19 protein-coding genes and 3 pseudogenes are annotated in these 24,565 nt (G+C 73.6%); 7 read left to right on the top strand and 15 right to left on the bottom strand.

All coding sequences use genetic code 11. The annotated features are described in order from the left end of the window. Window positions 1-10: 10 nt before the first annotated feature. Window positions 11-148, top strand: a complete 138-nt coding sequence (locus B5P21_RS16815) for a hypothetical protein (RefSeq protein ID WP_165770607.1) — start codon at window positions 11-13, stop codon at window positions 146-148. 43 nt (window positions 149-191) lie between these two features. After that, window positions 192-1,214: a hypothetical protein gene (locus B5P21_RS06575; RefSeq protein ID WP_094170949.1), complete on the top strand. Its 1,023-nt coding sequence runs from the start codon at window positions 192-194 to the stop codon at window positions 1,212-1,214. A gap of 78 nt (window positions 1,215-1,292) precedes the next feature. Here B5P21_RS06575 and B5P21_RS06570 read toward each other — a convergent pair. After that, window positions 1,293-2,808, bottom strand: a pseudogene (locus B5P21_RS06570) (aspartate ammonia-lyase). Window positions 2,809-2,913: 105 nt separating this feature from the next. Here B5P21_RS06570 and B5P21_RS06565 point away from each other — a divergent pair. Then, window positions 2,914-3,765, top strand: a complete 852-nt coding sequence (locus B5P21_RS06565; protein ID WP_094170948.1) for a DUF429 domain-containing protein — start codon at window positions 2,914-2,916, stop codon at window positions 3,763-3,765. Window positions 3,766-3,780: 15 nt separating this feature from the next. Here B5P21_RS06565 and B5P21_RS06560 read toward each other — a convergent pair whose 3' ends face one another. After that, window positions 3,781-4,527 (bottom strand): polyprenol monophosphomannose synthase, encoded by a 747-nt coding sequence (locus B5P21_RS06560; protein ID WP_045528543.1) that lies wholly within the window; start codon window positions 4,525-4,527, stop codon window positions 3,781-3,783. 189 nt (window positions 4,528-4,716) lie between these two features. On the opposite strand from B5P21_RS06560, the gene B5P21_RS06555 reads away from it, so the two are divergent. Beyond that, complete coding sequence (locus tag B5P21_RS06555; protein ID WP_045528545.1) at window positions 4,717-5,232, top strand: GtrA family protein; 516 nt, start codon at window positions 4,717-4,719, stop codon at window positions 5,230-5,232. A 26-nt stretch (window positions 5,233-5,258) separates the two neighbouring features. Here the strand turns inward: B5P21_RS06555 and B5P21_RS06550 are convergent, their stop codons facing one another. The 6 genes and pseudogenes from B5P21_RS06550 to B5P21_RS06525 all read right to left on the bottom strand — a co-directional run bounded on the left by B5P21_RS06550 (window position 5,259) and on the right by B5P21_RS06525 (window position 13,012). Next, on the bottom strand, window positions 5,259-6,536 hold the full coding sequence (locus B5P21_RS06550) for an Nramp family divalent metal transporter (RefSeq protein ID WP_094170947.1): 1,278 nt from the start codon (window positions 6,534-6,536) through the stop codon (window positions 5,259-5,261). A 96-nt stretch (window positions 6,537-6,632) separates the two neighbouring features. Continuing rightward, complete coding sequence (locus B5P21_RS06545; protein WP_045528548.1) at window positions 6,633-8,108, bottom strand: NCS2 family permease; 1,476 nt, start codon at window positions 8,106-8,108, stop codon at window positions 6,633-6,635. 125 nt (window positions 8,109-8,233) lie between these two features. Further along, window positions 8,234-8,485: a hypothetical protein gene (locus B5P21_RS06540; RefSeq protein WP_045528549.1), complete on the bottom strand. Its 252-nt coding sequence runs from the start codon at window positions 8,483-8,485 to the stop codon at window positions 8,234-8,236. Next, window positions 8,482-9,652 (bottom strand): annotated as a pseudogene (locus B5P21_RS06535) (inorganic phosphate transporter). The gene B5P21_RS06540 and the pseudogene B5P21_RS06535 overlap by 4 nt, the downstream one beginning before the upstream one ends. A 118-nt stretch (window positions 9,653-9,770) precedes the next feature. Then, complete coding sequence (locus B5P21_RS06530) at window positions 9,771-11,405, bottom strand: carboxylesterase/lipase family protein (RefSeq protein ID WP_236688675.1); 1,635 nt, start codon at window positions 11,403-11,405, stop codon at window positions 9,771-9,773. 23 nt (window positions 11,406-11,428) lie between these two features. Then, on the bottom strand, window positions 11,429-13,012 hold the full coding sequence (locus B5P21_RS06525; RefSeq protein ID WP_094170946.1) for a CYTH and CHAD domain-containing protein: 1,584 nt from the start codon (window positions 13,010-13,012) through the stop codon (window positions 11,429-11,431). 91 nt (window positions 13,013-13,103) lie between these two features. Between B5P21_RS06525 and B5P21_RS06520 the strand changes: the two genes are divergently transcribed. Next, a complete protein-coding gene (locus B5P21_RS06520) occupies window positions 13,104-14,291 on the top strand; it encodes a YihY/virulence factor BrkB family protein (RefSeq protein WP_094170945.1) in 1,188 nt (395 codons plus the stop codon). On the opposite strand, the gene B5P21_RS06515 is transcribed toward B5P21_RS06520, so the two are convergent. The 4 genes and pseudogenes from B5P21_RS06515 to B5P21_RS06500 form a co-directional block, all read right to left on the bottom strand. After that, complete coding sequence (locus tag B5P21_RS06515; protein ID WP_094170944.1) at window positions 14,236-15,255, bottom strand: NADP-dependent oxidoreductase; 1,020 nt, start codon at window positions 15,253-15,255, stop codon at window positions 14,236-14,238. The two genes, B5P21_RS06520 and B5P21_RS06515, sit on opposite strands and share 56 nt — an antisense overlap. Window positions 15,256-15,418: 163 nt before the next feature. After that, window positions 15,419-16,369, bottom strand: coding sequence for an NmrA family NAD(P)-binding protein (locus B5P21_RS06510; RefSeq protein WP_094170943.1), 951 nt, complete (start codon window positions 16,367-16,369; stop codon window positions 15,419-15,421). Between the two features lie 304 nt (window positions 16,370-16,673). Then, a pseudogene (locus B5P21_RS17240) lies at window positions 16,674-16,976 on the bottom strand (MarR family winged helix-turn-helix transcriptional regulator); the annotation flags it as partial. 64 nt (window positions 16,977-17,040) lie between these two features. Further along, entirely contained in the window at window positions 17,041-17,733 is a 693-nt protein-coding gene (locus tag B5P21_RS06500) for an SDR family oxidoreductase (protein WP_045528562.1), read from the bottom strand. Window positions 17,734-17,870: 137 nt separating this feature from the next. Here B5P21_RS06500 and B5P21_RS06495 point away from each other — a divergent pair, with 137 nt between their 5' ends. Both B5P21_RS06495 and B5P21_RS06490 read left to right on the top strand, forming a co-directional pair. Next, window positions 17,871-18,221 carry a hypothetical protein gene (locus tag B5P21_RS06495; RefSeq protein WP_045528564.1) on the top strand — a complete coding sequence of 117 codons (351 nt, stop codon included), beginning with the start codon at window positions 17,871-17,873 and terminating at the stop codon, window positions 18,219-18,221. A 135-nt stretch (window positions 18,222-18,356) separates the two neighbouring features. Continuing rightward, complete coding sequence (locus tag B5P21_RS06490; RefSeq protein ID WP_045528566.1) at window positions 18,357-18,815, top strand: Hsp20/alpha crystallin family protein; 459 nt, start codon at window positions 18,357-18,359, stop codon at window positions 18,813-18,815. Between the two features lie 92 nt (window positions 18,816-18,907). Here B5P21_RS06490 and B5P21_RS06485 read toward each other — a convergent pair whose 3' ends face one another. The 3 genes from B5P21_RS06485 to B5P21_RS06475 are packed head-to-tail and all read right to left on the bottom strand — an operon-like array spanning window position 18,908 to window position 24,383. After that, window positions 18,908-21,409, bottom strand: coding sequence for a GNAT family N-acetyltransferase (locus B5P21_RS06485; protein WP_045528567.1), 2,502 nt, complete (start codon window positions 21,407-21,409; stop codon window positions 18,908-18,910). Further along, a complete protein-coding gene (locus tag B5P21_RS06480; protein WP_045528570.1) occupies window positions 21,406-22,776 on the bottom strand; it encodes a lysine N(6)-hydroxylase/L-ornithine N(5)-oxygenase family protein in 1,371 nt (456 codons plus the stop codon). Before B5P21_RS06480 ends, B5P21_RS06485 begins: the two co-directional genes overlap by 4 nt. Continuing rightward, window positions 22,773-24,383 (bottom strand): pyridoxal phosphate-dependent decarboxylase family protein, encoded by a 1,611-nt coding sequence (locus B5P21_RS06475; protein ID WP_045528572.1) that lies wholly within the window; start codon window positions 24,381-24,383, stop codon window positions 22,773-22,775. The genes B5P21_RS06480 and B5P21_RS06475 overlap by 4 nt, the downstream gene beginning before the upstream one ends. Window positions 24,384-24,565 lie beyond the last annotated feature (182 nt).

Here is a 24,565-nt window from a genome sequence, read left to right as displayed (position 1 = left end):
GCTCGATCGCATGACCGACCAGCCGCAGGACCCGATCCACGACCACTCGATCCCGGAGGACGCCGACGTCTCGGCGCCCGACGCCGTGGATCCCGAGACGGACGAGCTGCACGACGCCACCGGCCGCCGGGGCGACGCGGACGCGTAGCCGCTCCCGGCCGATGCACGTCCGCCGCGTCTAGGCTCGACGCATGATCAACCGTCTCCTCTTCCTCGCCGGCATCGGCACCGGATACGTCCTCGGCGCGCGCGCCGGGCGCAAGCGCTACGCGGGGATCGCGCGCACCTCGCGCTCCGTCTGGTCGAGCGAGCCCGTCCAGCGCGGCGTCCGCCAGGCGCAGACCGTGCTCGACGAGAAGGGCCCCGTCGTGGTCGAGCGCACGGTCGAGTCCGCCCGCGAGGTCGCGGACTTCGTCGGCCACGCCGTGCAGGGCGCCGCGGTCGCCGTCGGCCGCACCGCGCACACCGTGGGCGAGCGCATCGGCACCACCACGCAGGACGTCGCGGGCCGCGTCGGCAGCACCACGCAGGACATCGCGGGCCGGGTCGGCGACACCGCCAAGGACCTCGGCACCCGCACGGCCGACCAGACCAAGCACGTCGTCGACCGCGTCGGCCAGCAGGCCACCGAGGTCGGCCAGCGCGTCGCCGAGACCGCGGAGGACGTGCGCGGCCGCGTCGTCGAGACCGCCGAGGAGGCGCGCACGCGCGTCCAGGCGACGGCCGAGGACTTGCGCGAGCGCGGCGAGGAGGCCGGCCGCCGCGCCGTCTTCACCGCGGCCGAGGCGCGCGACGAGGCGCTCGCGTCCTTCGACGACGAGGACGAGACCGGCCCCGTCGCGATCCCGCGTGGCGGCGCCGCCCGGGCGGGCGAGCAGGACGCGTCCGCGGACGGCACCGACGACGACGCGGACGAGGACCTCGACACGCTGGGCCCCGACGACCTCGGCGAGCCGTCGGACGCCGACGAGGAGCCCGCCGCGGAGACGGTCACGCCCACCCCGGCCCCCGCCCCCGCCCCCGCGAAGCCGAAGGCCGGCGCGAAGAAGGCCGCGTCGAAGCCGAAGGCGGCCCCGAAGCCGGCCGACGCGCCGCACGTGCCGACCCCGGGCGACATCGCCGGATCCGTGCACCGCGAGGAGCCCGCGCACGCGGCTCCCGCCGACGACGCGTCCGGCACCACCCCGGCCCGCACCTCCGACGACGACGCCTGACGCTGAGCACGACACCTCGCACGCGACAGCGCGCCGCAGCCCTCGGGCCGCGGCGCGCTGTCGTGTCCCCGGCGGGCGTCAGTTGACGGCGCCGCCCTCCTCGGCCGCGTGCGCCGCGAGCATCTCGGGCGTGATCACCGACATGGCCGCCGTCACAGGCTCGAGCCCCGAGAGCCGGTCGGGCGCGAGGATCTTCTGCACCTGCGTCCGCGTCATGAGCCCCGCCTCCACGACGAGGTCCGGGATCGACGCGCTCGTCATCAGCGCCGTCTTCGCGAGGCTGGAGGACGCGGCGTAGCCGATGTAGGGCGTGAGCGCCGTGACGACGCCGACCGACGACTCCACCTGCGCCGCGAGCCGCTCGGTGTTGGCGGTGATGCCGTCGATGCAGTTCACGCGCAGCGTCTTCGCCGCGTTCCGCAGCCAGCTCAGCGACTGCAGCAGCGAGTGCGCGATGACCGGCTCGAACGCGTTGAGCTGCAGCTGCCCGCCCTCGGCCGCCATGGTCACCGTCACGTCGGCGCCCGCGATGGAGAACGCGACCTGGTTGACGACCTCGGGGATCACCGGGTTCACCTTGCCCGGCATGATGCTCGACCCCGCCTGGCGGCGGCAGGTTGATCTCCCCGAGCCCCGCCTGCGGCCCCGACGACAGCAGCCGCAGGTCGTTGCAGATCTTCGAGAGCTTGATGGCGCCGCGCTTGAGCGTCGAGGAGAGCGTCATGAAGACGCCCGCGTCGCTCGTCGCCTCGATGAGGTCGCTCGCGGTCACGAGCGTGTAGCCCGTGATGGCGCTGAGGTGCCCGCGCACGGCGGCCGCGTAGTTCGGATCCGCCGTGATGCCCGTGCCGATCGCCGTCGCGCCGAGGTGGATCTCCGACAGCAGCGGGACGAGCTCGCCGAGCCGCGCGTGGTCCTCGCCGAGCGTCGTCGCGAAGCCGTGGAACTCCTGGCCGAGCGTCATCGGCACGGCGTCCTGCAGCTGCGTGCGCCCGACCTTGAGCACCTGCGAGAACTGCGCGCCCTTCGCGAGGAACGACCGGCGCAGCAGGTCGAGCTCGTCGAGCGTCTGCAGCAGCGAGTGGATGAGCGCCACCTTGAGCGCGGTCGGGTACGTGTCGTTCGTGGACTGGCTGCGGTTCACGTCGTCGAGCGGGTGCATGTGCTGGTAGTCGCCCAGCGCGTGGCCGGCCTTCTCGAGCGCGCGGTTCGCGATGACCTCGTTGGTGTTCATGTTGGTGCTGGTGCCGGCGCCACCCTGGATCACGCCGACCACGAACTGGTCGTGCAGCTCCCCGCCGATGATCTCCGAGCAGACCTCGTCGATCTGCTTGGCCTTCCGGGCGTCGAGCACGCCGATCTGCACGTTGGCGCGGGCCGCCGCCTGCTTCACCTGCGCGAGCGCGATCACGAACTCCGGGTAGACGCTCAACGGCCGGAGGCTGATGGGGAAGTTCTCGAGCGCGCGCGCCGTGTGGATCCCCCAGTACGCGTCGGCGGGGACGTCCAGGCTCCCCAGGCTGTCGATCTCGGTCCGGACGGGGTGGCCGTCCGGGGTCGGGATGCGGTCGTCGTTCGGGCTGGCAGGGGTCATGTGGAGGCTCCGTCGTCTCGTCGCTCGTGGCATGAGGTTCCCTCGACCCTACTAGCGGCCCCGCGCCCCGCCGAGGCCGCCCGGGCCCGCGGATAGGCTCGTCGGATGCGCCGCTTCCTCGGGATCGACCTCGCCTGGGCGGAGGGCACGGCGGCCCGTCCGGCGCGCGAGACGGGGCTCGCGTGCATCGACGCGTCGGGCCGCGTGCTCGCGCTGGAGACGGCCCGCGGGATCGACGAGGTGGTCGCCTGGGTGGACCGCTGGCAGGGCCCCGGCGCGGTCGCCGCGGTCGACGGACCGCTCGTCGTCGCCAACGCCACGGGCAGCCGCCTCGCCGAGAAGGAGGTCGCGTCCCGCTACGGGCGCCTCGGGATCTCCGCCTACCCGTCGAACCGGGGCCTGCCCGCGCAGGGCGCCGTCGCGCTGCGGCGGCGGCTCGAGGAGGCGGGCTGGGAGTACGACGACGGATCCGACGCCGACCGCGGCCCGGACGCCCGCACCATGCTCGAGTGCTACCCGTACACGACGCTCGTCGGCGCGCCCGAGCTCGGGTTCGCCGCCATGAAGCCGCGGTACAAGCGCCTCGCCCCCCTGCTCGCGACGGCGGACCGCCGGCCGCATCGCGCGGCCGAGTTCCGCATGGTGCTCGCGGCGGTCGCGGGGCTGGCGCGCGCGGATCCGCCGCTCGACGTCACGACGCACCCGCGCGCGGCCGCGCTCGTCGCCGACGGCCCCGCGATGGTGGAGCGGCAGCACAAGCACCTCGAGGACCTGCTCGACGGCCTGCTCTGCGCGTGGACCGCGGCGTACTGGGCACGGCACGGGCGGGCACGCTCGCAGGTGCTGGGCGCGACGGATCCGGTGGTCGACGAGCGCGGGCGCCGCGGCACGATCATCGCGCCGGCCCGGCCGCACCAGCGCGCGCCCGGTGATCCGCTGTCCGCGCCCGAGGCCTGAGAGCGACCGGACGCGTCAGCCCCGGCGCAGGCCGAAGCGCAGCTGCAGCACGAGGAGCAGGTTCTTCACGAGCGTGTCGCTCGGGATCTTCGACTCGCCCTCGGTGCGGTCCATGAACACGATCGCCACCTCAGTGGGCCGCCTCGCCTGCTTCAGCGCGCGCTGCTTCATCTCGATCTGGAACCCGTAGCCCGTCGTCGTGATGGTGGACGGCGTGATCCGCCGCAGCAGCCCGGTCTCGTAGAGGTTGAAGCCGCCCGTGTAGTCGGTGATCCGCGACCCGAGGAACAGGCGCGTGTAGAGGTTGCCGCCGACGCTGAGGAACCGGCGCTTGAGGTTCCAGTCGGGCGTGGCCCCACCGCGGATGTAGCGCGAGGCGACCACGAGGTCGGCCCCGCCGCGCACCCGGCGCAGCATCTCCGTGATGTAGGAGGGGTCGTGCGAGAGGTCGGCGTCCATCTGCAGGATGTGCGTGGGCGGCTCGTCGGACCCGAGCAGCTTCTCGAAGGCCCAGATGTACGCGGCGCCGAGGCCGGCCTTCTCCGCGCGCGTCTCGACGCGGACGCGGAACGCGTCGGTCTCGACGCTCGGCGCGAGCGACCGGGCGAGGTCGGCGGTGCCGTCCGGGGAGGAGTCGTCGACGATCATCGCGGTGATCCGGAAGTCGGGGTTCTCGGCCGCCATGGCCGCGAGGCGGGGCAGCAGATCCCCGACGTTGCGCGCCTCCTCGTAGGTGGGGATCACGATCGTGAGACTGCTCAAGCTGGTGGTTCCGTCTCCGCGTCGGGGATCGACCCGGATCCGGGCCTCGTCGAGTCTAGCCAGCGACCGCCGATCCGACCGCGCGGGACGGCCGTCGCCCGTTATCTCCTTGTTACACTTCGGGTGGCCCGGCGCCCAGACGCCGAGCGCATCCGCCGAACCGACCGGCGACCGCCCGGGAGGACCAGCGTGACGAAGCTCCTCGCCGACCGCCGCGTCCGCTTCCTCATCGCCGGCCTCCTCAACACGGGCCTCGACTTCGTGCTGCTCAACGCGCTGATCCTCGCGGCGCACATGCCCGTGCTCGCCGCGAACCTGATCTCGGTCACGGTCGGCATCACCATCTCGTACTTCCTCAACCACTTCTTCGTGTTCCGGCACGGCGAGCCCGTGACGGTGGGCCGGTTCCTCAAGTTCTTCGCGGTCACGGGCTTCAGCTCGCTGCTGCTGCAGAGCGGCGTCATCTGGCTCTTCGAGCGCGGCTTCGACACGACCTTCGGCCGCTCGCTGCTAATGTTCGGCACGAGCGCGGAGCAGGAGTTCCTCGAGATCAACATCGCGAAGGCCACGGCGGTGCTCATCGGCCTCGTATGGAACTTCACGCTCTACCGGCTGGTGGTGTTCCGGACCCCGACGCCCGCCGAGCCCGACGCGCCCGACGCCGAGGGCTCCCCCGCCGTCCGCGAGGCCGCGTCCGCCGATTGAGCGCGCCGGTCGTGCACGCCCGACGGCTACAGCAGCTTCCCGACCTCCGTCACGAGCTGCTGCACGCCGAGCACCACGAACAGCAGCGCCGAGAGGCCCATCACCGTGTTGCTGAGCGGCCGGTTGCGCCACGCGCGCGGCGTGCGGTCGGTGTTGAGGAGCACGAGCAGGGTGATCGCGAGGAACGGCATGAACAGCGCGCCCAGCACGCCGTACGCGATGATCAGTCCGATCGGCTGGTCGAGGAACAGCAGACCGATGGGCGGGATCGTCAGCCAGACGATGAACGCGCGGTAGTAGCTGCCGCCGAGGCGACGGCGCGGGTCCTCGACGTCGAGGCCGCGGACGGTGCCGAGGAAGTCGGCGAACATGAGCGAGACGCCGTTCCACACCCCGAGGATCGACGAGAACGACGTCGCGAAGAAGCCGAGCAGGAAGAACCACGTCATGAAGGCGCCGTACCGCTCCCCCAGCACGTCGGCGAGCTGGACGAGGCCGCCCTCGCCGTCGGCCAGCGCGATGTCGGCGGAGTACAGGAGCTCGGCGCCGACCACGAGCATCGAGAGCACGAAGACGCCGCTCATCACGTAGGCGACGGAGTTGTCGATGCGCATGACCTTCATCCACCCGGGCGCCACCCAGCCCTTCTCGCGCAGCCAGTAGCCGTAGGCCGCGAGCGTGATGGTGCCGCCGACGCCGCCCGCAATGCTGAGCGCGACGACGAGGCCACCCTCGGGGATCGTCGGCACGAGGCCCGTGAGGAGCGCCGGCACGTTCGGCACGGTGACGACGGCGGCGCCCACGACGGTCACGAATATGAGCCCGACGAAGACCGCGATGATCTTCTCGAACGCGGAGTAGCGGCCGAACCAGACCACGACGGCGCCCACGAGGCCGCACGCGATGGCGAAGACCTTGAGGTCCACGCCCGGGAAGAGCGCCGCGAGCGGGAGGGCCGAGGAGCTCATCGCGGCGGCGCCGTAGACGAGGCCCCAGATGAGGATGTACGGGCCGAAGTACCACGTGGTCCACCGGCCGACGGTGCGCCAGCCCTCGAAGATGGTCTTCCCCGTCGCGAGCGAGTACCGGCCGGCACCCTCGACCAGGAAGATCTTGATGATCACGCCGAGGACCGCGGCCCAGAGCAGGGCGTAGCCGAAGCGGGATCCGGCCACGAGCGTCGCGACGAGGTCGCCCGCGCCGATGCCGGTCGCCGCGACCACGAGGCCGGGCCCGACGATGCGCCAGCGCTTCGCGGACTCCTGGGGTTCGCGGACGCCGCCGCGCGTGTCGAGGTCGGTCATGAGCGGGCTCCCGTGCGTCGTCGAATGGGGGTCCCGTCCCACCTTACGCACGGCTGGGCGTCGCGCGGCCGCCGAGGGCCGCGCGACGCCCGCGGATCAGACGCCCAGCAGCTGCTCGATCGGCCCGCGCGCGAAGAAGATCAGGAACCCGGCGGAGACGACCCAGAGCAGCGGCGACACCTCGCGCACGCGACCCGAGAACGAGCGCACGAGCACCCACGAGAGGAAGCCGACGCCGATGCCGTTGGCGATCGAGTAGGTGAGCGGCATGACGAGCACCGTGAGGAACACGGGCAGCGCGACCGAGAAGTCCGTCCACACGATGTCGCGGATCTGCGACGCCATGAGCGTGCCGACGATCACCAGCGCGGCGGCCGCGACCTCGAGCGGCACGACCTGCGTGAGCGGCGTGAAGAACATCGCGAGGAGGAACAGCACGCCCGTGACCATCGACGCGAGGCCCGTGCGGGCGCCCTCGCCGATGCCGGACGCCGACTCGATGAAGACCGTGTTCGACGAGCTCGAGGTGGCCCCGCCCGCGACGGCGCCGAAGCCCTCGACGACCAGCGCGCCCTTGAGGCGGGGGAAGTCGCCGCGCTCGCCCGACAGGTCGGCGGCCTTGGCGAGGCCCGTCATGGTGCCCATGGCGTCGAAGAAGTTCGTGAAGACCAGCGTGAAGACGAGCATCAGGCTCGAGATGATCCCGATGCGGCCGAACGCGCCGAAGTCGAAGGCGCCGACGAGGCCGAGGTCGGGCAGCGCGACCGGGGTGCCGGGCAGCACGGGCGCGTTGAGGTTCCAGCCGGTCGCGCCCGAGGTGTTCGACGGGCCGATGTGGAAGACCTGCTCCACGACGATGGCGATGAGCGTGGTCGCGACGATGCCGATGAGGAGCGCGCCGGGCACGCGGCGGGCCATGAGCACGCCCATGATCACGAGGCCGAGGACGAAGACCACGGTCGGCAGCGACGCGATGGACCCGTCGATCCCGAGCGCGAGCGGGGACGCGGGGACGCCCGTGCCGCGCACGAAGCCGGAGTCGACGAAGCCGATGAACGCGATGAAGAGGCCGATGCCGACCGTGATGGCGGTCTTGAGCTCGCGGGGGACGGCCCGGAAGATCAGGGTGCGCAGTCCGGTGGTGGCGAGCAGCACGATCACGAGGCCGTTGATGACGACGAGGCCCATCGCCTCGGGCCAGGTGACCTCGCCGACCACGCTCACGGCGAGGAACGAGTTGATGCCGAGGCCCGCCGCGAACGCGAACGGGAGGCGCGCGACGAGGCCGAACAGGATCGTCATGACGCCCGCGGTGAGGGCCGTCGCGGCGCCCACCTGCGTGGCCCGCAGCCAGTTGCCCTCCACGTCGAGCGTGGCGGCGTCGGCGCTGAAGCCGCCGAGGATCAGCGGGTTGAGCACGACGATGTACGCCATCGTCACGAAGGTGAGGACGCCGCCGCGGATCTCGCGCGCGTACGTGGATCCGCGCTTCGTGATCTCGAAGAACCGGTCGAGCGCGCCGCGTCCTCCGCGGGTCTCGGGGGCGGGGGACGACGTGCGCGCTTCGGTCATGGGCTTCTTCCGCGAGGGGTCGGGTCGGACGACGGGAGGGGAGGAGCCGACGACCTTGTCGGGACGGGATCGAGCCTAGGGGCGGGGGCGCGACCGGGACCAGCCCGGACCGCGGCGCCCGCGGGTCAGGAGTGCAGGGCCGGGACGATGAGGTAGACGCCGTAGAGCACAGCGAGGCCGCTGAGGGCGAAGCAGACGTAGCCGCCCACGGTCGCGGCCTGCGGGCGGATGCCCGTGACCGAGACCTTGTCGCCCTCGTCGTCGTACTCGGTGCCCACGGCCAGCAGCCGCACGCCGAGGGAGAACAGGCACACCACCGCGACGGCGCTCACGAGGGCCGCCACGGCGACGACGAGGAACGCGCTCCAGTCGATCATGCGGCCTCCCTGGCCTTCCGGGCGGCCTTGGTGGCCTTGCGTCCGCGCACCGCGAATCCGGCGGCGTCGACCTCGACGATGGCGTTGCGGGCGTCGACCGCGTTCCGGCGCGAGCGCCAGAAGATCCAGACGATGACGGCGACGCCGACGACCGCGTCGATGACGAAGCCGACCGTGCCGGTGCTCGCTATGAGCGCGGCGAGCGCGCCCACGATGGCGGCCGACGGCAGCGTGAGCAGCCAGCCGAGGGCGATCTTGCCGACCGTGTTCCAGCGCACGGACGCGCCGCGGCGGCCGAGGCCCGAGCCGATGACGGATCCGGAGGCGACCTGCGTGGTCGAGAGCGCGAAGCCGAGGTGGCTGGACGCGAGGATCGTGGCCGCGGTGGAGGCCTCGGCGCTGAACCCCTGCGCGGGCTTGACCTCGGTGAGGCCCGATCCCATCGTGCGGATGATGCGCCAGCCGCCCATGTAGGTGCCGAGCGCGATGGCGACGGCGCACACCGCGATGACCCAGAACTCGGGCCCGGAGCCCGCCGCCTGGAAGCCGCCCGCGATGAGCGTGAGGGTGAGTCTTCTGCGCGTCGTTGGTGCCGTGCGCGAGCGCGACGAGCGACGACGTGAAGATCTGGCCGTAGCGGAAGCCGCCGCGCTCGTTCGGGCCGCTCGAGCGGCGCGTGATCGAGTAGGCGAGCTTGGTGGTCGTGTACGCGATGAGGCCGGCGATCGCGGGGGCGAGCAGCGCCGGGAGGATCACCTTCGACAGCACGACGCCGAAGTCGACCGAGCCGAGGCCCGCGCCCACGACGGCCGCGCCGATGAGGCCGCCGAACAGCGCGTGGCTGGAGCTCGAGGGGAGACCGCGGAGCCAGGTGACGAGGTTCCAGACGATGGCGCCCATCAGCCCCGCGAAGATCATCGTCGGGGTGATCTGCACGCCGCCGTCACCCTCGCGGATGATGCCGCCGGAGACGGTCTTCGCGACCTCGGTGCTGAGGAACGCGCCCACGAGGTTGAGGACCGCGGCGATGGCGACGGCCACCCGCGGCTTCAGCGCACCCGTCGCGATGGGGGTGGCCATCGCGTTCGCCGTGTCGTGGAAGCCGTTGGTGAAGTCGAAGAACAGCGCCAGGGCGATGACCAGGACGACGATGAGGGTGAGATCCACTACCGGATCCCTAGCGCGGATGTCACAGTCGTCGATCCTAACGGCCTGCACATGGGCAGCCGGTACGGGCGTCCGGCGGATGACGGTCGGATGAACATCTCGCGCCGGATCCGCGGGCTCAGATGTGCGGGACGAAGTCCCGCCACGCGACGCGGCGATCGGCGTGGGGGTCGTGCTCGACGCGGTCGACGACGTCGAACACGAGGGTCGCGCGCTCCCCCGATGCCGCGGCCGACGGCGCCTGCGTGCCCGGGGCCTCGTCGTCGCCGCCCACGTAGGGCGGCCAGGACTCGTCGACGGTGCCGTCCTGCGCGAAGCGGAGCCACGCGATGCGCATCCGCTCGCCCGCCGCGACGAACGCGCGCCGGCCGCCGAGGAGGGTCATGCCGCGGCCGAGCATCGAGTCCATGCGGTCGAACAGCGCGAAGAGCTCGAGGCCGTGCGTGGCGTCGAGCCCCATCAGGCGCACGAGGCGCGGCGCGACGTCGAAGCGGTAGAAGTGCACGGGGGCGTAGCGGGCGTGGCGCTCGGCCACCTTGATCGACGGGAACCAGAAGGCGTAGTCGCCGCCGAAGTCGAGCGCGGCCCGGCGCTTCGGGATGCCCGGGTAGAGCGCGGCCAGCTCCGCGCGGTGCGCCTCGTCGGTCTTCGCGAACACGGCCTCGATGCGCGGCGGCGTGGTCGCGAGGATGTCGAGGCGGCCGGTGAACAGGGATCCCTCGCGCTCGTTCGTGCCGATGATGAGCGGCACCCGGGCCGCGCGCCCGTGCTTGAACGCGTCGAGCGGGCGCTCCGGCAGCACGTCGCCGTCGATGACGGGGCTGAACGTGATGGTGCCGGGCTCCTGGTCGGGCGTCCGCACCATGAGCTCGTTGGCGGCCGCCGCCAGGGTGGACGAGCTCGCGGAGGTGAGGAGGCGCACGGCCTCGGCGTCGTCGGGCGCGCGGCCCGCCCGGTCCGCGAGGAGGCCCACGAACTGCTCGGCCCAGCGCGCGGTCTGCTCCGCCGGGTAGACGGCGTTCGTGGGCGAGCTCTGCGCGATGGCCCGGGCGAAGAGGCCGTGCGCGGCCGGCACCGCCATGAGGGTCGTGACGGCGTTGCCACCCGCGGACTCGCCGAAGACCGTGACGTTGTCGGGATCCCCGCCGAACGCGCGGATGTTGTCGCGCACCCACTGGAGCGCCTGCACCTGGTCGCGGAGGCCCAGGTTCGACTCGATGGGGCGCTCGGGGGTCGAGTAGCGGCTGAAGTCGAGGTAGCCGAGGGCGCCGAGCCGGTAGTTGAAGCTGACGTAGACGATGCCGCCCTGGCGCACGAGGCCCTCGCCCTGCACGGGGTTCTCCCGCGAGGATCCGACGACGTAGGCGCCGCCGTGGATGAAGACCATGACGGGCCGCAGCTGCGACTCGCGGTTCACGCGCGCGGCGTCGGGGCTCAGGCCGGACGGGGCGACGACGTTGACGGTGAGGCAGTCCTCCCCCATCGGCGTGCCCTGCGGCGCGCCCATGAACGCGCCCGCGCTGACCTGGGGCGCGACCTTGCCGAAGTGCTGCGCGAACCTGGCGCCCTCCCAGCCGACGACGGGCTGCGGCGCCCGGAACCGGAGGTCGCCGCGGGGCGGGGCCGCGAAGGGGATGCCGCGCCAGGCCTCGACGCCCCGCTCGCGCACGCCGCGGACAGTGCCGCCCGTGACCTGGACGTCGAGCTCCGACGGGTCGTACGCCGGGGTGGGCTGCTCGGCGTCGGGAGTCACCCGATCGAGTTTACGGTCCGCCCTCACGCTCCCGGGACGGCGGTCGCGAGCAGGCGCTCGATCGCCCGCTCGGCCCGCCAGAGGGCGGACTCGGTGCGCAGCCGCTCGGCCTCGTGCAGCACGCCGAGCGCGAAGGCGTCCTCGCCGCGGGCCGCGAGGCGCTTGGCCTCCTCGCGGAGGATGCGCTGCATGGCGAGGCCATCGCGGTGCTCGCCGAGCTCGTCGTGCACCTCCTCGGCCGCGGTCGCGAGCCGGATCGTCTTCCGCCCGAGCACCGTGACGGTGCGTCCGCTGACCTCCTCCGCGGCGTAGCGGAGGCGCTTGGCGGCCTTGCGGACCTCGTGCAGCGCCTCGGTGCGCGCGGCCTCGCCGACCGCCTCCTGCGCGACCGCGGCGCGGCGGCCGACCCGCTCGGCGTCACGACGGAGGGCCGCGTGCAGGGCCGGGCCCGCCGGGGAACTCGCGTCGTGGGTGAGGGGCGGATCCTGGACCAGGCGGTCGAGGTCGTCGAGCAGGGCGACGTAGCGCGCCGACGAGAGCGCGCGGATCACCCGCTCGCGGGCGCGGCGGTGGCGCTCGTCGAGGACGTCGTGCAGGGCGTCGCCCACGTGGTCGGGCACGGTCTCCGTGTCGTGCTCGACCACGGACCAGACGACGCGGTCGCGCAGCACCTCCATGTCGCGGGCGTCGCCGAGCACGGCCCCGAGCGCCGTGAGCTCGGCGCGGACGGGCGCGGTGGCGGCGGGATCGATCACGTCCTGGTGGGTGCGGAGCGCGCTGCGGAGGCGGCGGACGGCGACGCGCATGCGATGCACGGCGTCGTGCTCGTCGGCGCGGACGTGCGGGTCGGCGGCGACGAGGTCGCGGACGCCGCGGGCGAGGACCGCGCGGGCGACGTCCGACGCGGGGCTCTCCTTCGTGAGGGTGGCGGGATCCGGCAGGGCGGGCCCCGCGGGCGCCTGCCGGCCGAGCGCGTCGGCGCCGAGCGCGCGGGCGAGCTTGGAGGCGCTGTCGGACGGGCGGGCGCCGGCGTCGAGGACGTGCCGCTCGATCCGGTCGAGGAGCGCGGTGCGCTGCTTCCGCTTCGCGGGCGCGTCGGGCAGCAGCTCGACCTCCCACTCGTGCCAGGCGCGCACGGTGCCGCCGCGGATGTCGGATCCGGTGACGCGGTCGTCGGCGAACTCGGCGACCGCCCGGCCGTCGGCGTCGTGCAGCGTGATGGTCGTGCGCACGGTCTCGAGGCGCGCGAGCGGCGTGAGCTCGCGGCCGCGCACGTGGACGGCGACCTGGTCGAGCACGGGGCCGGGGATCGCGCCGTCGCCGTCGTCGCCGTCCGCGAGCGGCCAGCCGAGCTCGGTGCGGCCCTCGCCGCCGTCGGCCGGGAGCTTCACGTGCCAGCCCGCGTCGTGGCCGCCCTCGCGGCGACGGAGGATCATGCGGCGGTCGGCGAGCGCGTGGTCGGCCGTGTCGAGGTAGACCGCGACGAGCGTCACGGGCTCCGCGGGCCGCGCCTCGGCGATCCCCTCGATGCCGACGAAGCCCGGGACGGGCACCCCGTCGGGGACGTCGTACTTGCGCTCGATCTCGACGGAGGATGTGTGCACCATCCCCCCTGTGTAGCGCACCCGGCCGGGCGCGGCCAGCCGCCCACGGTCGCCGGGAGCGCCACGGCCCCGGCCGTGGGTCAGACTGGCGGGCATGCCCATCCGCCCGCACCGCGCCGCACCCGACGACGCCGCGCCGCAGGCCGAGCTCGACGAGCGTGCCCTCCACCGGCGCCAGCGCATCGGCCGCGAGCTCGGGTGGTACGCGTGCCGCCGCGCGGTCTACGGCTTCATGAAGCACCGCGGCATCGACATGGCCGCGAGCCTCACCTTCTACTCCACGCTCTCGCTCGTCCCCGCCGCCGTCGCGGTGCTCAGCCTCATCGGCGTCGTCGGCGACACGCGCGCCGGCGTCGAGGGCGTGCTCCGCGTGCTCACGGCGGTGCTCGGCGACTCGGCGGTCGACGTGATCCGCGACCCGGTCGAGCAGCTCGCCGACGGCCCGCGGTCCGGCATCGCCTTCACGGTGAGCTTCCTCGGCGCGCTCTGGACCTCGGCGGCCTACGTCACGGCCTTCGGCCGCGCGATGAACCGCGTGCAGGAGACCGAGGAGGGCCGGCCGCTCCTGAAGTACCGGGCGCTGATGCTCGGGGTGACGATCGCGCTGCTGGTCGTCAGCGTCGTGATGGTCGGCATGCTGCTGCTCACCGACGACGGCGCCCGCGCGCTCGGGCGGCAGCTCGGGATCGGCGACACGACGCTCGTGGTGTGGGCCGTCGTGAAGTGGCCGCTGCTCGTGGTGCTGCTGACGGGGATCATCGGCGTGCTGTACGCCGCGACGCCCAACCTCCGCCGCCGCCGCGTGGACCTGCTCACGTGGGGCAGCCTCGTGGCGATCGTCGCGTGGGGCCTCGGCACCGCCGGCTTCGTCGCGTACGTGACGCACGTGGCCACCTACGAGTCGACCTACGGGGTGCTCGGCGCGGTGATCGTGCTGCTGCTGTGGCTCTACATCGGGAACCTGTCGCTCGTGCTGGGCGGCGAGCTCGACGTGGAGATCATCCGCGCGAGGCAGCTGCAGGCGGGCATCCCGGCCGAGCACGCGCTGCGCCTGCCGGTGCGGGACACGACCCGCGCCGACCGCCTCGCGCGGCGCCGGGCGCTCCTCGAGGACGAGGGGCGGCGCCTGCGCGAGGCGCGGTCGGGACGGGAGGCGACGACCTCCGAGGAGCGCCGGGCGGATGCCCCGCCGGCGCTCCCCGAGGACGACGCCCGGGAGGTGCGGGTCAGGCGGAGGCGCTGGTCCGCACGACCATCTTCCCGACGTTCTCGCCGCGCATGAGGCCGGTGAAGGCCTCGAACGCGCGGTCGATGCCGTCGATCACGGTCTCGTCGGCGGTGATCCGGCCCTCGGCGAGCCACGGGCCCATCTTCGACGCGAACTCGGGCGCGAGGTCCTGGTGGTTGCCGAGCGTGAAGCCGCGGAGCGTGAGGCCGCGCGTGACGATGCGGCCCGTGTTGCGGATCGCGATCTCCGCGCCGGTGGAGTTGTAGGTCGAGATCGACCCGCAGTTGGCGACGCGGCCGAAGTCCTTGAGCGCGCCGAGCGCGGCGGAGAGGTGGTCGCCGCCGACGTTGTCGAAGTAGAGGTCGATGCCGTCGGGCGCCGCCTCCGCGAGCTTCGCGTCGAGGTCGCCGCCGTGGTAGTCGAACGCGGCGTCGAAGCCGAGGTGCGACGTGAGGCGCTCGACCTTCTCGGCGGATCCCGCGCTGCCGACGACGCGCGAGGCGCCGAGGAGGCGGGCGATCTGGCCGACCATCGAGCCGACGGCCCCGGCCGCGCCGGAGACGAAGACGACGTCGCCCTCCTGGATGGAGGCGATGCGCGTGAGGCCGACGTAGGCGGTGAGGCCCGTGAGGCCCAGCACGCCGAGGTGGGCGGAGGACGCGACGCCGGGCACCTCGGGCACGGGGCGGAACGCGCCTGCCTGGCCCTGCGCGACGTCGCGCCAGCCGAGCATGTGGCTGACGAGAGTGCCGACCGCGAGGTCGTCGGAGCGGGACTCGACGACGCGGCCGACGGCGGATCCGGTCATGGCCTCGTCGAGCTGGAAGGGCGGCACGTAGGACGGGACGTCGTTCATGCGTCCGCGCATGTAGGGGTCGACGGAGATGAACTCGTTCTCGACGCGGACCTCGCCGTCCTGCAGGTCGGGGAGGTCGACCTCGACGCGGCGGACGTCGTCGGGGGTGGGCTCGCCGGTGGGGCGCTTCGCCAGCTGCCACTGGATGCTGCGTGCAGACATGGGTCTCCTTCGTTCTCGGGTGCGGGCGGTCGGACGGCCGGCCCGCGGCGCTCGTGGCGCGGCCCCACCCTTCCACCGCCCGCTGGACGCGGCACCCAGCGAGCAATGGCCTCGTGGCGGGGCGGCCGGGCGCGTCGCCCGGCCACCCCGATCCCCGGCGCGCCTACGCGGCGGCGGTCGCGCCACGCTCGGCGACGTGCGCGGCGAGCACGTCCCGCACGCTCGTCCACTCGATCGCGCCGAAGCGCTCGCGGTCGACGTGGAGGAGCTCCGCCTCGCCGCTGTACATGCTCACCAGGTACTGCATCCCCTGCCAGGCCGGGAACGTCTCCTGCTCGTCGCGGCCGACGCGGCGCATGGCCTTGCTCGCGGTGGAGAGGACGCCCGTGGATCCCGCCCATTGCAGCGAGAACGGCGTACCGGTGACCTCGGTCATGATGCGGGCGAGGTCGCGGGCCGTGACCCGGTCCCCCGCCACCTCGACCGCGCGGGGCGCGACGTCGTCGAGGGCGACCTGCGCCGTCACGCGGGCCGTGTCGTCCTTGGTCGTGAAGTCGAGCACCTGGTCGGCCGACGACCAGTAGAGGACGCGGTGCCGGTCGAACAGCACGATGGGCGCCTGCCCGGTGAGCATGTCCGCGAAGGCGCCGATGAGGACCGAGGTCGCGCGCACTGGCGCCGCGTCGAGATCGGCCGCGAACTCGCGGCGCAGCTCGAAGTTGCGGTTGCTCCCGGGGGTGACCCGGCGGTAGTCGGAGGAGTAGTCCGAGGGGATGAAGCGCGGGACGCCGGCCGCGACGGTCGCCGCGAGGAGCGCGCGCTGCGCTCCCACGATCACGGCGCGGGCGCCGCTCACGGCGGAGACGACGACGCGCGCCCCGGCGACCGCCCGGATCAGCGCGGCAAGGTCGGTGTACGCGGCCTCCACGACCTCGACGCGCGGGTCGTCGCCCCAGGCCTCGGTCGCCGCGGTGCTGCCGGGCCTCGTGAGGACGCGGACGCGGGCGTCCCGGGCGAGGAGCTCGCGGACGATGCGGCGGCCGATGTCGCCGGTGGCGCCGGCCACGACGACGGGGCCGGGTGCGGATGCGGGTGCGGGGGTCGAGGTGCTCATGCGGGTTCTCCATCTGGGGTGGTGCGGCGCGCCGGGCGGCGCGAGCGGTGGGGGGGGCGGCGACGGGCTGCTCGAGGCGCTCCGCGTCCGCGTGCTCGGCGGCGGGTCCCGCGGGCTCGCCGAGGCCGAGCGCGACGCGGGCGAGGAGGCGCCGGAGGGCCGTCCGCTCGTCGGGGGCGAGGTCGCGCATCAGGGCCTCCTCCACGTCGTGGAGGGACACGCGGGCCGACTCGAGGAGCGCCCGGCCGGCGTCGGTGGGGACGACCTGGCGGATCCGGCGATCCCGCGGATGCGGCTGCCGCTCGACGTGCCCGCCCTCGGCGAGCGCGTCGATCACGTAGGTCATCTGCGTCTTGTCGATGCCGAGGCGCTGCGCGAGCGCGAGCTGCGACGTCGGCTCCTCCGTGGTGATCGCGACGAGCACCTGGTACCCGCGCGGTCCGCCCGGCACGTCGGCCACGGCGGTCTGCGCGGTGCGCACGAACCCCTGGTAGACGGCCTGGATGGACCAGCCGAACTGCGTCTCGATGCCGCCGGAGCCCCAGTCGATGCCATCGGGGTGGACGGGGTCGTCGACGGGCGCGGAGACGGTCGGTCGCGAGGTCATGACGAGAACGTATCCCGGAAAGATCATCTTGTCCAGAGATGATCTCGTGGTCGGACCGGACGGATCAGCCCCCGAACGGCCGCAGCGACACCGACTCGAGCGTGCCGTCGCGGGTCTGGTCGACGACGAGGCGCACGGCGCGCGCGACGGACGCGGGCTCGAGGTAGCGCGTCTCGTCGTACTCGCCGCCCTCCTTGGCGCGGAGCTCGCGCTGCATGTCGGTGGCGACGCGGCCGGGGTGCACGCTCGAGACGCGCACGCCGTGCGGGCGCTCCTCCTCGCGGAGGGCGTCGCCGAGCGCGCGGAGGGCGAACTTGGATCCCGCGTAGACGCCGCCCGTCGGGTTCGCCGTGAAGCCGGATCCGGAGTTGACGAGCACGACCTGCCCCTTGGCCGCCCGGAGCGCGGGCAGGACCGCGCGCGTCACCTCGGCCACCGCGAAGACGTTGACCTCGAAGACGCGGCGCCACTCGTCGACGGGCGTGGTCGCGACGGCGTCGCCGCCGATCACGCCGGCGGAGTGCACGAGCACGTCGAGGCGGTCGAGGTCGGGCACGAGGTCCGCGAGACCGCCCGCGGCGAGGTCGGCGGCCCAGCCGACCGCGTCGGGGAGGGAGGCGGCGAGCGCGTCGACGGCGTCGCGGTCGCGGCCGTGCACGATCACGCGGTGCGTGCGGCCGAGGTCCTCGGCGACGGCGCGGCCGATGCCGCGGGTGGCTCCCGTGACGAGGGCGACGGGGCGGGCGTGGTCGGTCATGGATCCTCCTGGGTCGCGGTCCCCCAGGCTATCGACGGCGTCCGGCCATCCCGTCGGGAGCGCTCCGGAGCATGACGTAGCGTGAAGGGACCGGCGGCCGCGAGGCGCGTCGGCCCGCCGCCCGAGAGGATCCGCCCGTGCACGCCCGCTTCCCCGCCAGCCTCGAGGTGCTGCGCCAGGAGGCCCGCGACGAGCTGGACGCCGTGATCGAGCACCGCTGCCGGAACGGCGACGACCCGTGGGAGATCATCCCCCAGCTGCCGACCGTGGACGAGCACGTGGTCGCGACCCTCCGCCAGGACGCGCTGGAAGCCGACGGGATGGCCGAGGAGCTGGCCCGCGTGCGCCACCCGTCGACCGAGCCCGGGGTCGTCGCGCGCTTCGAGTACCGGCTGCTGCGCGGCATCGCGCTGGAGCACCCGGATCTCTCGCGCGCCGTGTGGACGCTCATCGGGCGCATGGAGCGCGACCTCCGCCGCCGCTCCTGAAGAGGTGGTGAGGGTCGCATTCGCCCTCGGCGAACGGCTTGGCACTCGCCCGTGCCGAGTGCTAATCTCGCCGTAGTTGAGCCGAGAGGGCTCAACCCCACAGATCATCACCGCAGATCATCAGAGGAGTCGAGCATGAACATGACCTTCGATCCGTTCCGCGAGCTGGACCGCGCCATGGGCGCGCTGGCCGAGACCCGCCAGGCGAACCGCCCGATGCCCATCGACCTGCACCGCGAGGGCGACACCTACGTGCTGGCCGCCGACCTCCCGGGCATCGACCCGGCCTCGGTCGACATCGACGTGGACGGCCAGCTGCTGACCATCCGCGCCGAGCGCACCCTCGCCGGCGACCAGAACGTCCGCTGGCTGACGCGCGAGCGCGTGGCCGGCACGTTCCTCCGCCAGCTGACGCTCGGCCAGGGCATCGACTCGGAGCGCATCTCGGCGCACTACGCCAACGGCGTGCTGAGCGTCACCATCCCCGTGAGCGAGCGGGCAAAGCCGCGCAAGATCGCGGTCACGTCCGACGAGCCGCAGAGCCAGGAGGGCCGCACCCTCACGGTGGAGCAGGGCGCGCACGCCGCGAGCTGATCCACCCGGGCGCCGACGAGGCGCCGCACACGACGAGGAGCCGTCGTCCGCATCCGCGGGCGGCGGCTCCTCGTGCGTCCGGGCGAGGAGAGTCAGCCGATGCGCGGCCGCAGCCCCCGGTGGATCGCGAGCGGGTTCCGCAGCGAGCCGTGGATCTGCATCACCGGCGCCTGCAGGTCGACCATCCGCCGGTTGTCCCGCAGCTGCAGCCGGTTGAGGCACGAGCGGTCGAACGACGGCGCGAAGAGGTCGAAGCGGGCGATGCGCTCCGCGAGCTCCGGGTGCGCGCGCTCGTGGTCGGCGAGCGCCTCCGCCGCCACGCGCCACAGGCCGTCGGGGCCGAGGTCGTCGCGGTCCTCGAGGAGCGCCGCGGCGAAGCGGAGGAAGCCGTCCATCACGTCAGTAAAGATCGTGAGGGCGCGCTCGCCCTCGGGGATGTCCATCCGGATCCGCCGCACGTCGTCCGGCAGCTCGCGCTCCATGTCGAAGAGGGCGACCTCCTCGGCGATGTCCTTCATCAGCACGCGGACGACGACGTGGTCGCGCAGCACGAGGATCACGTTCTCGCCGTGCGGCATGAAGGCGAGGTCGTGCGCGATCAGCGCGTGCGCGAGCGGCACGAGGTAGGCGTCGAGCCACCGGCGGAGCCAGGCGGCCGCGCCGATCCCGGACGCGTCGATCAGCGCGCCGAGCACCGTCTCGCCGTGCGCGTCGACGTGCAGCAGGCTCGTCATGCTCATCAGCCGCTCGCCCTCCGCGAGCCCGGGCACGGGCGACTCCCGCCAGAGCGCGGACAGCATCTTCCCGTGGGAGTGGCCGGGCGGCAGGGCCGACTCGACCCGCTCGTCGCGCACGCCGACCGCGGCGACCTCGCGGAGGATCCCGAAGCCGAGCCGGGCGAACTGCGCGTCGCCCGTGACGAGCGCGTGCACCCAGTCGTTGATCGCCGGGGTCACCGCCATGTACGCGGGCGAGAGTCCGCGCGTGAAGCCCATGTTGAGGATCGACAGCGACGTCTTCACGTAGCAGCGCTCGGGGGTCGTGCGGTTGGCCCACGTGCGGATGGACTGCTGCGCGCCGTACTCGTCGTCGCCCGTGCCGAGGAGCACGATCTCGCGCCGGGCCACGAGGCCGGCGAAGGTCACCGTGACGACGTTCTCCCACTGCCACGGGTGCACCGGCACGAGGATCCGCTCGGCGGGGTCGATGCCGAGCCCCTCCATGCGCGCGCGGAAGCGGGCGCGGGCGGATCCGCCGAGCTCCGCGTCGAGGAACGCCTCGCGGTCGAGGCCGTCGATGGCGGCGAACCGGGCGAGGCGCGCGTGCACGGCGAGCCAGAGGATCCGCACGTCCTGACCCGCCTCCGGCGCGTACCGGTCGTGGTCGTCGAGGTCGAAGCCGATGCGGCCGTTGGTCGCGACGAAGCACGGGTGGCCCTCGTCCATCGTCGACTCGACCTCCGCGTACGACGCCGTGAGGAGGCCGCGCGCGTCGGGCACGTCGCGGAGGCGGGAGAAGGCGGCGGCCGAGAGCGTGCTCTGGATCTCGTCGAGGTAGACGGGCAGCACCTCGTCGGTGATCCCCAGGCGGTCGCGGAGGTCGAGCACGAGGTCGGTCGCGTCGAGCTCGGCGGGCTCGCCGTCGACCGTGCGGCGGATGCTCGACTCGTCGACGTCCCAGTGGTCGAGCTCGAGGATCCGCGCCCGGTAAGCGTACGCGCTCCGGCCGTCGGCGCTCGCGACGCGGTACTCGGCCCAGTCCCTCGGACCGTGCGGGCGGCGGGGCGCGCCGGGCGGCCGCTCCGGATCCACGCGCTCGGGCGCGATGAGCAGCTCGTGCGCGAACTCGGCGAGCGCCTTCCTCGCGAGGTGGCGGGTGGCGGCGGCCCAGACGTCGGGGCGGAGGTGCGCGGCGCGGTGGACGCGGGGATCCGGCTCGGCGGTCCTCGCCGCGGCAGCCGGCCGGGTCTCGGAGCGGACGTCGAGGGCGTGGTCGTGGGTGAGGGTCATGTCGTGTCCATCCGTCGGGGAGGCGTGCGGGAGGGCGTCGTCGCGCGTGGCGACGCTGAGGAGCGCGTGCTTGGCGCCGAGGTCGACGACGCGGAGCGGTCGGAAGCCGACGAGCTCGTTGAGGCGCTGGATCCGGGTGTTGCGGACGTCGGGCTCGACGACGAGGCGCCGCACGGCCGGATCCCGCAGCAGGTGCGCGACGACGTGGCGCATGACCGCGGTCGTGAACCCGGGCAGCGGGTCGCCGGTCGGCGGGGCGACGAGCAGGTGCATGCCGCGGTCGCCGGGGAGCGGATCCAGGTGGGCGCCGATGGGGTCGTCCGCCGGGTCGTAGGCCTCGACGAGGAACGCGGGGGCGCCGTCGTGGAGGCCGATCCAGGCCTCGCGCCGCGGATCCGCCGCGATGGACCGGTACTCGGCCCGCACGTCGTCGAGGGTCGCGTGCTCCATCTGCCAGAAGCGGGCGCGCGGCGCCGTGACCCAGGCGTGCACGAGCGCGGCGTCGGCGTCCGGGTCGAGCGGGCGGAGGTCGAGGGAGTAGGCGATGGCCTCGGCGGCGGGCGCCTCGGCGACGGGCGCGCTCACGCGAGCACCCCCGATCCGGCCGCGGGCAGGTCGTCGGGCAGGCCGAACTCCTGGAACGCGATCCGCTCCTCCACCGCGTAGTCCTCGCGCCCCGTGATGGCGCGCAGGATGCGCGAGTTGCGGTGCGCCGTCATCCCGAGGTCGGGCGCGACGAAGCCGTGCGTGTGCACCTCCGCGTTCTGCACGAAGAGCGTGCCCGCGTCGTCGACCGTGTGCTCGCGCGCCACGTCGAGCCGGCCGCGCGCGTCGCGATGCACGCGGTCGCCGAGCCCGTCGAGGATCCGCGGTGCCCGTGCGTCGTAGCCGCTCGCCATGATCACCGCGCCCGTCGGCCAGTCGCGCTCGGCGCCCGTCTCCGCGTGCCGCAGCCCGAGGACCGCGCCGCCGTCGGGCGTCGGCCGCGCGGACACGACCTCCGCGTTGGTGAGCAGCCGGGTCGGCACGCCGGATCCCGCGTCGCCGCCTGCCGCGAGCCGCCCCTCCGTGCGCAGCGCGTCGAACGCGAGCCGCTTCCGGTAGAGCGCGTGGAAGATCTCGTCGATGAGCTCCGAGTCGATCCCCTTGTAGAGGTTCCGCTGCTCGCGCAGCAGCACCTCGCGCGCGTCGGCGGGCAGGCCGAAGAAGTGGTCGCTGTACTCGGGGCTCGTCATCTCGAGCGTGAGCCGCGTGTACTCGAGCGGGAAGAACCGCGGCGAGCGCGTGATCCAGTCGAGCCGGTAGCCGCGCGAGTCCACGTCCTCGAGCAGGTCGCGGTAGATCTCCGCCGCGCTCTGCCCGCTGCCGACCACGGTGATCGCGTCCCGCTCCTGCAGCGCGTCCTTGGCTCCGAGGTAGCCGGAGCTGTGCACGACGCCCGGCAGGTCCCGGACGGCCTCGGGGAGCCAGGGCGGCGTGCCGACGCCGGCCACCAGGTTCCGGCCGCGGTGCACGTGCGCGGTGCCCGCCGCGTCGACCGACTCGACGACGTACGCGCCGAGGGCCTCGTCGAACGAGACCGCCCGCACGTCGCGGTCGAGCTCGATCCCCCGCGCGCGCTCCGCCGCCCACCGGCAGTAGGCGACGTACTCGCTGCGCAGCACGAAGAAGTCCTCGCGGATGTAGAAGGAGTAGAGCCGCCCGGCGTCCTTGAGGTAGGCGAGGAACGAGAAGCGCGAGGTCGGATCCGCGAGCGTCACGAGGTCGGCGAGGAACGGCGTCTGCAGGTGCGCGGTCGGCAGCATCATGCCGGGGTGCCAGTCGAAGCGCGGCTTCCGCTCGAGGACGACGAGGTCGAGGTCGAGAGGATCCGCGAGGCAGGCGAGCCCGAGGTTCGCGGGGCCGAGGCCGATCGCGACGACGTCGTGGACGCGGTCGGGGGCGGCGCTCATCGGCCGGCCTCCGCGACGGCGGCGGCGGCTGCGGCGGGCGCGCCGGGCGCCGCGTCGACCAGCCCGGCGTCGAGCGCGTCGCCCGCCGCCACCACCATCCCGAGGATCTCCGCGATGTGCGCGTCCGTGGTCGCCGGGTTGAGCAGCGTGAGCTTGAGGTGCGCGCGCCCGTCCACGCGGGTGGCGGCGACCATCGCGCGGCCGGAGTCCTGGATCGCCTGCCGGATGCCGCGGTTCACGGCGTCCGAGCGCGCTCCCGCGTCGGGTCCCGCTGGTCCGCCCCGCTCGCCCGCCGGCACGTACCGGAACACGAGCGCGCTGATCTCGGGCCGCACCACCACCTCGAGCGCCGGCTCCCGCCGCAGCGCGGACCACGTGCGGTCGGCGAGCGCGATCACGTCGTCGAGCATCCGCCCCACCCCGTCGGCACCCACCGTCCGCAGCGTGAGCCAGAGCTTCAGCGCGTCGAAGCGCCTGGTGGTCTGCAGCGACTTGTCGACCTGGTTCGGGATCTCCTCGTGCGCGCGATCCGCGGGGTTCAGGTAGTCGGCGTGCAGCGTCGCGTGCCGGAGCGTGCGGCCGTCGCGCACGAGGAGCGCGCTGGAGCTCACGGGCTGGAAGAAGGTCTTGTGGTAGTCGACCGTCACCGAGTCGGCGCGCTCGATCCCGTCGAGCAGGCGCCGGTGCCGGAGCGAGGTGAGCAGCCCGCCGCCGTACGCGGCGTCGACGTGCAGCCAGATCCCCTCGCGTCGGCACACGTTGCCGATCGCGGGCAGCGGGTCGACGCTGCCGAAGTCGGTGGTGCCGGCGGTCGCGACCACGGCGACGGGCAGGAGCCCGGCCGCGTAGCAGCCCGCGAGCTCGCGCTCGAGGGCGTCGACCCGCATGCGCTTGGCGTCGTCGCTCGGCACGCGGATGACCGCGTCGGGGGCGAGGCCGAGGATCCGCGCGCTCTTCTCGACGCTGAAGTGGCCGACGTCGCTCACGAGGATCCGCATCCGCTGCCGGTCATCCATCGACAGCCCGTGCACGGCCGCCGCCTCGTCGCGCGCGAGCAGGAGCGCCTGCAGGTTCGACTGGCTGCCGCCGCTCGTGAACACGCCGTCCGCCTCGTCGCCGAGGCCCGCGCGGCCCACGGTCCAGTCGATGAGCGCGCGCTCGATGAGGGTCGCGCCCGCGCTCTGGTCCCACGTGTCCATCGACGTGTTGACGCTCGAGAGGATGAGCTCCCCCGCGATGGCCGGGATGAGGATCGGGCAGTTGAGGTGCGCGACGTACGACGGGTCGTGGAACCAGACGGCGTCCCGGAGGTACAGGTCGTCGAGCTCGTCGAGGGCGTCGTCGAGGCCGCCGAGCGGGCGGTCGAGGTCGAGCCCGGCGAAGGATCCGCGGAGGCGGTCGGGCGTGATGCCGGTGAACGGGCCGTCGGCGCGGCGGGCGGCGGAGCGGACGTGGGCGGCGGCGGCGCGGAGGGCGGCGTCCCAGCCGGGGAGCGAGCGGTCGGAGAAGAGCTCGGGGGCGGGATCCGCGCCCTCCGCACGCGGGTCGGCGCGGGGATCGTCGAGCGTCGGATCGGACGGGCGGGAGGCGTGCGGGGAGAGGGTCATGGGTCCTTCGTCGGTTCGATGGGGAGCCGTGTCCGGGTCACGAGCACCGTGCTCAGTTAGGCAAGGCTCACCTAATATGAAGGTGCTCGGACGGGAACGCAACCCAGCCGACGAGAACTCGCGGGGACCCTCCGCGAGGCGATGCCGCGACCCCGATCCGGGGGCGCGGATGCCGTCTCGCG

This window comes from Clavibacter michiganensis subsp. insidiosus, from assembly GCF_002240565.1.
In the GTDB taxonomy this organism is placed as follows: Bacteria; Actinomycetota; Actinomycetes; order Actinomycetales; family Microbacteriaceae; genus Clavibacter; species Clavibacter insidiosus.
This window is presented reverse-complemented; position numbering and strand designations above follow the sequence as displayed.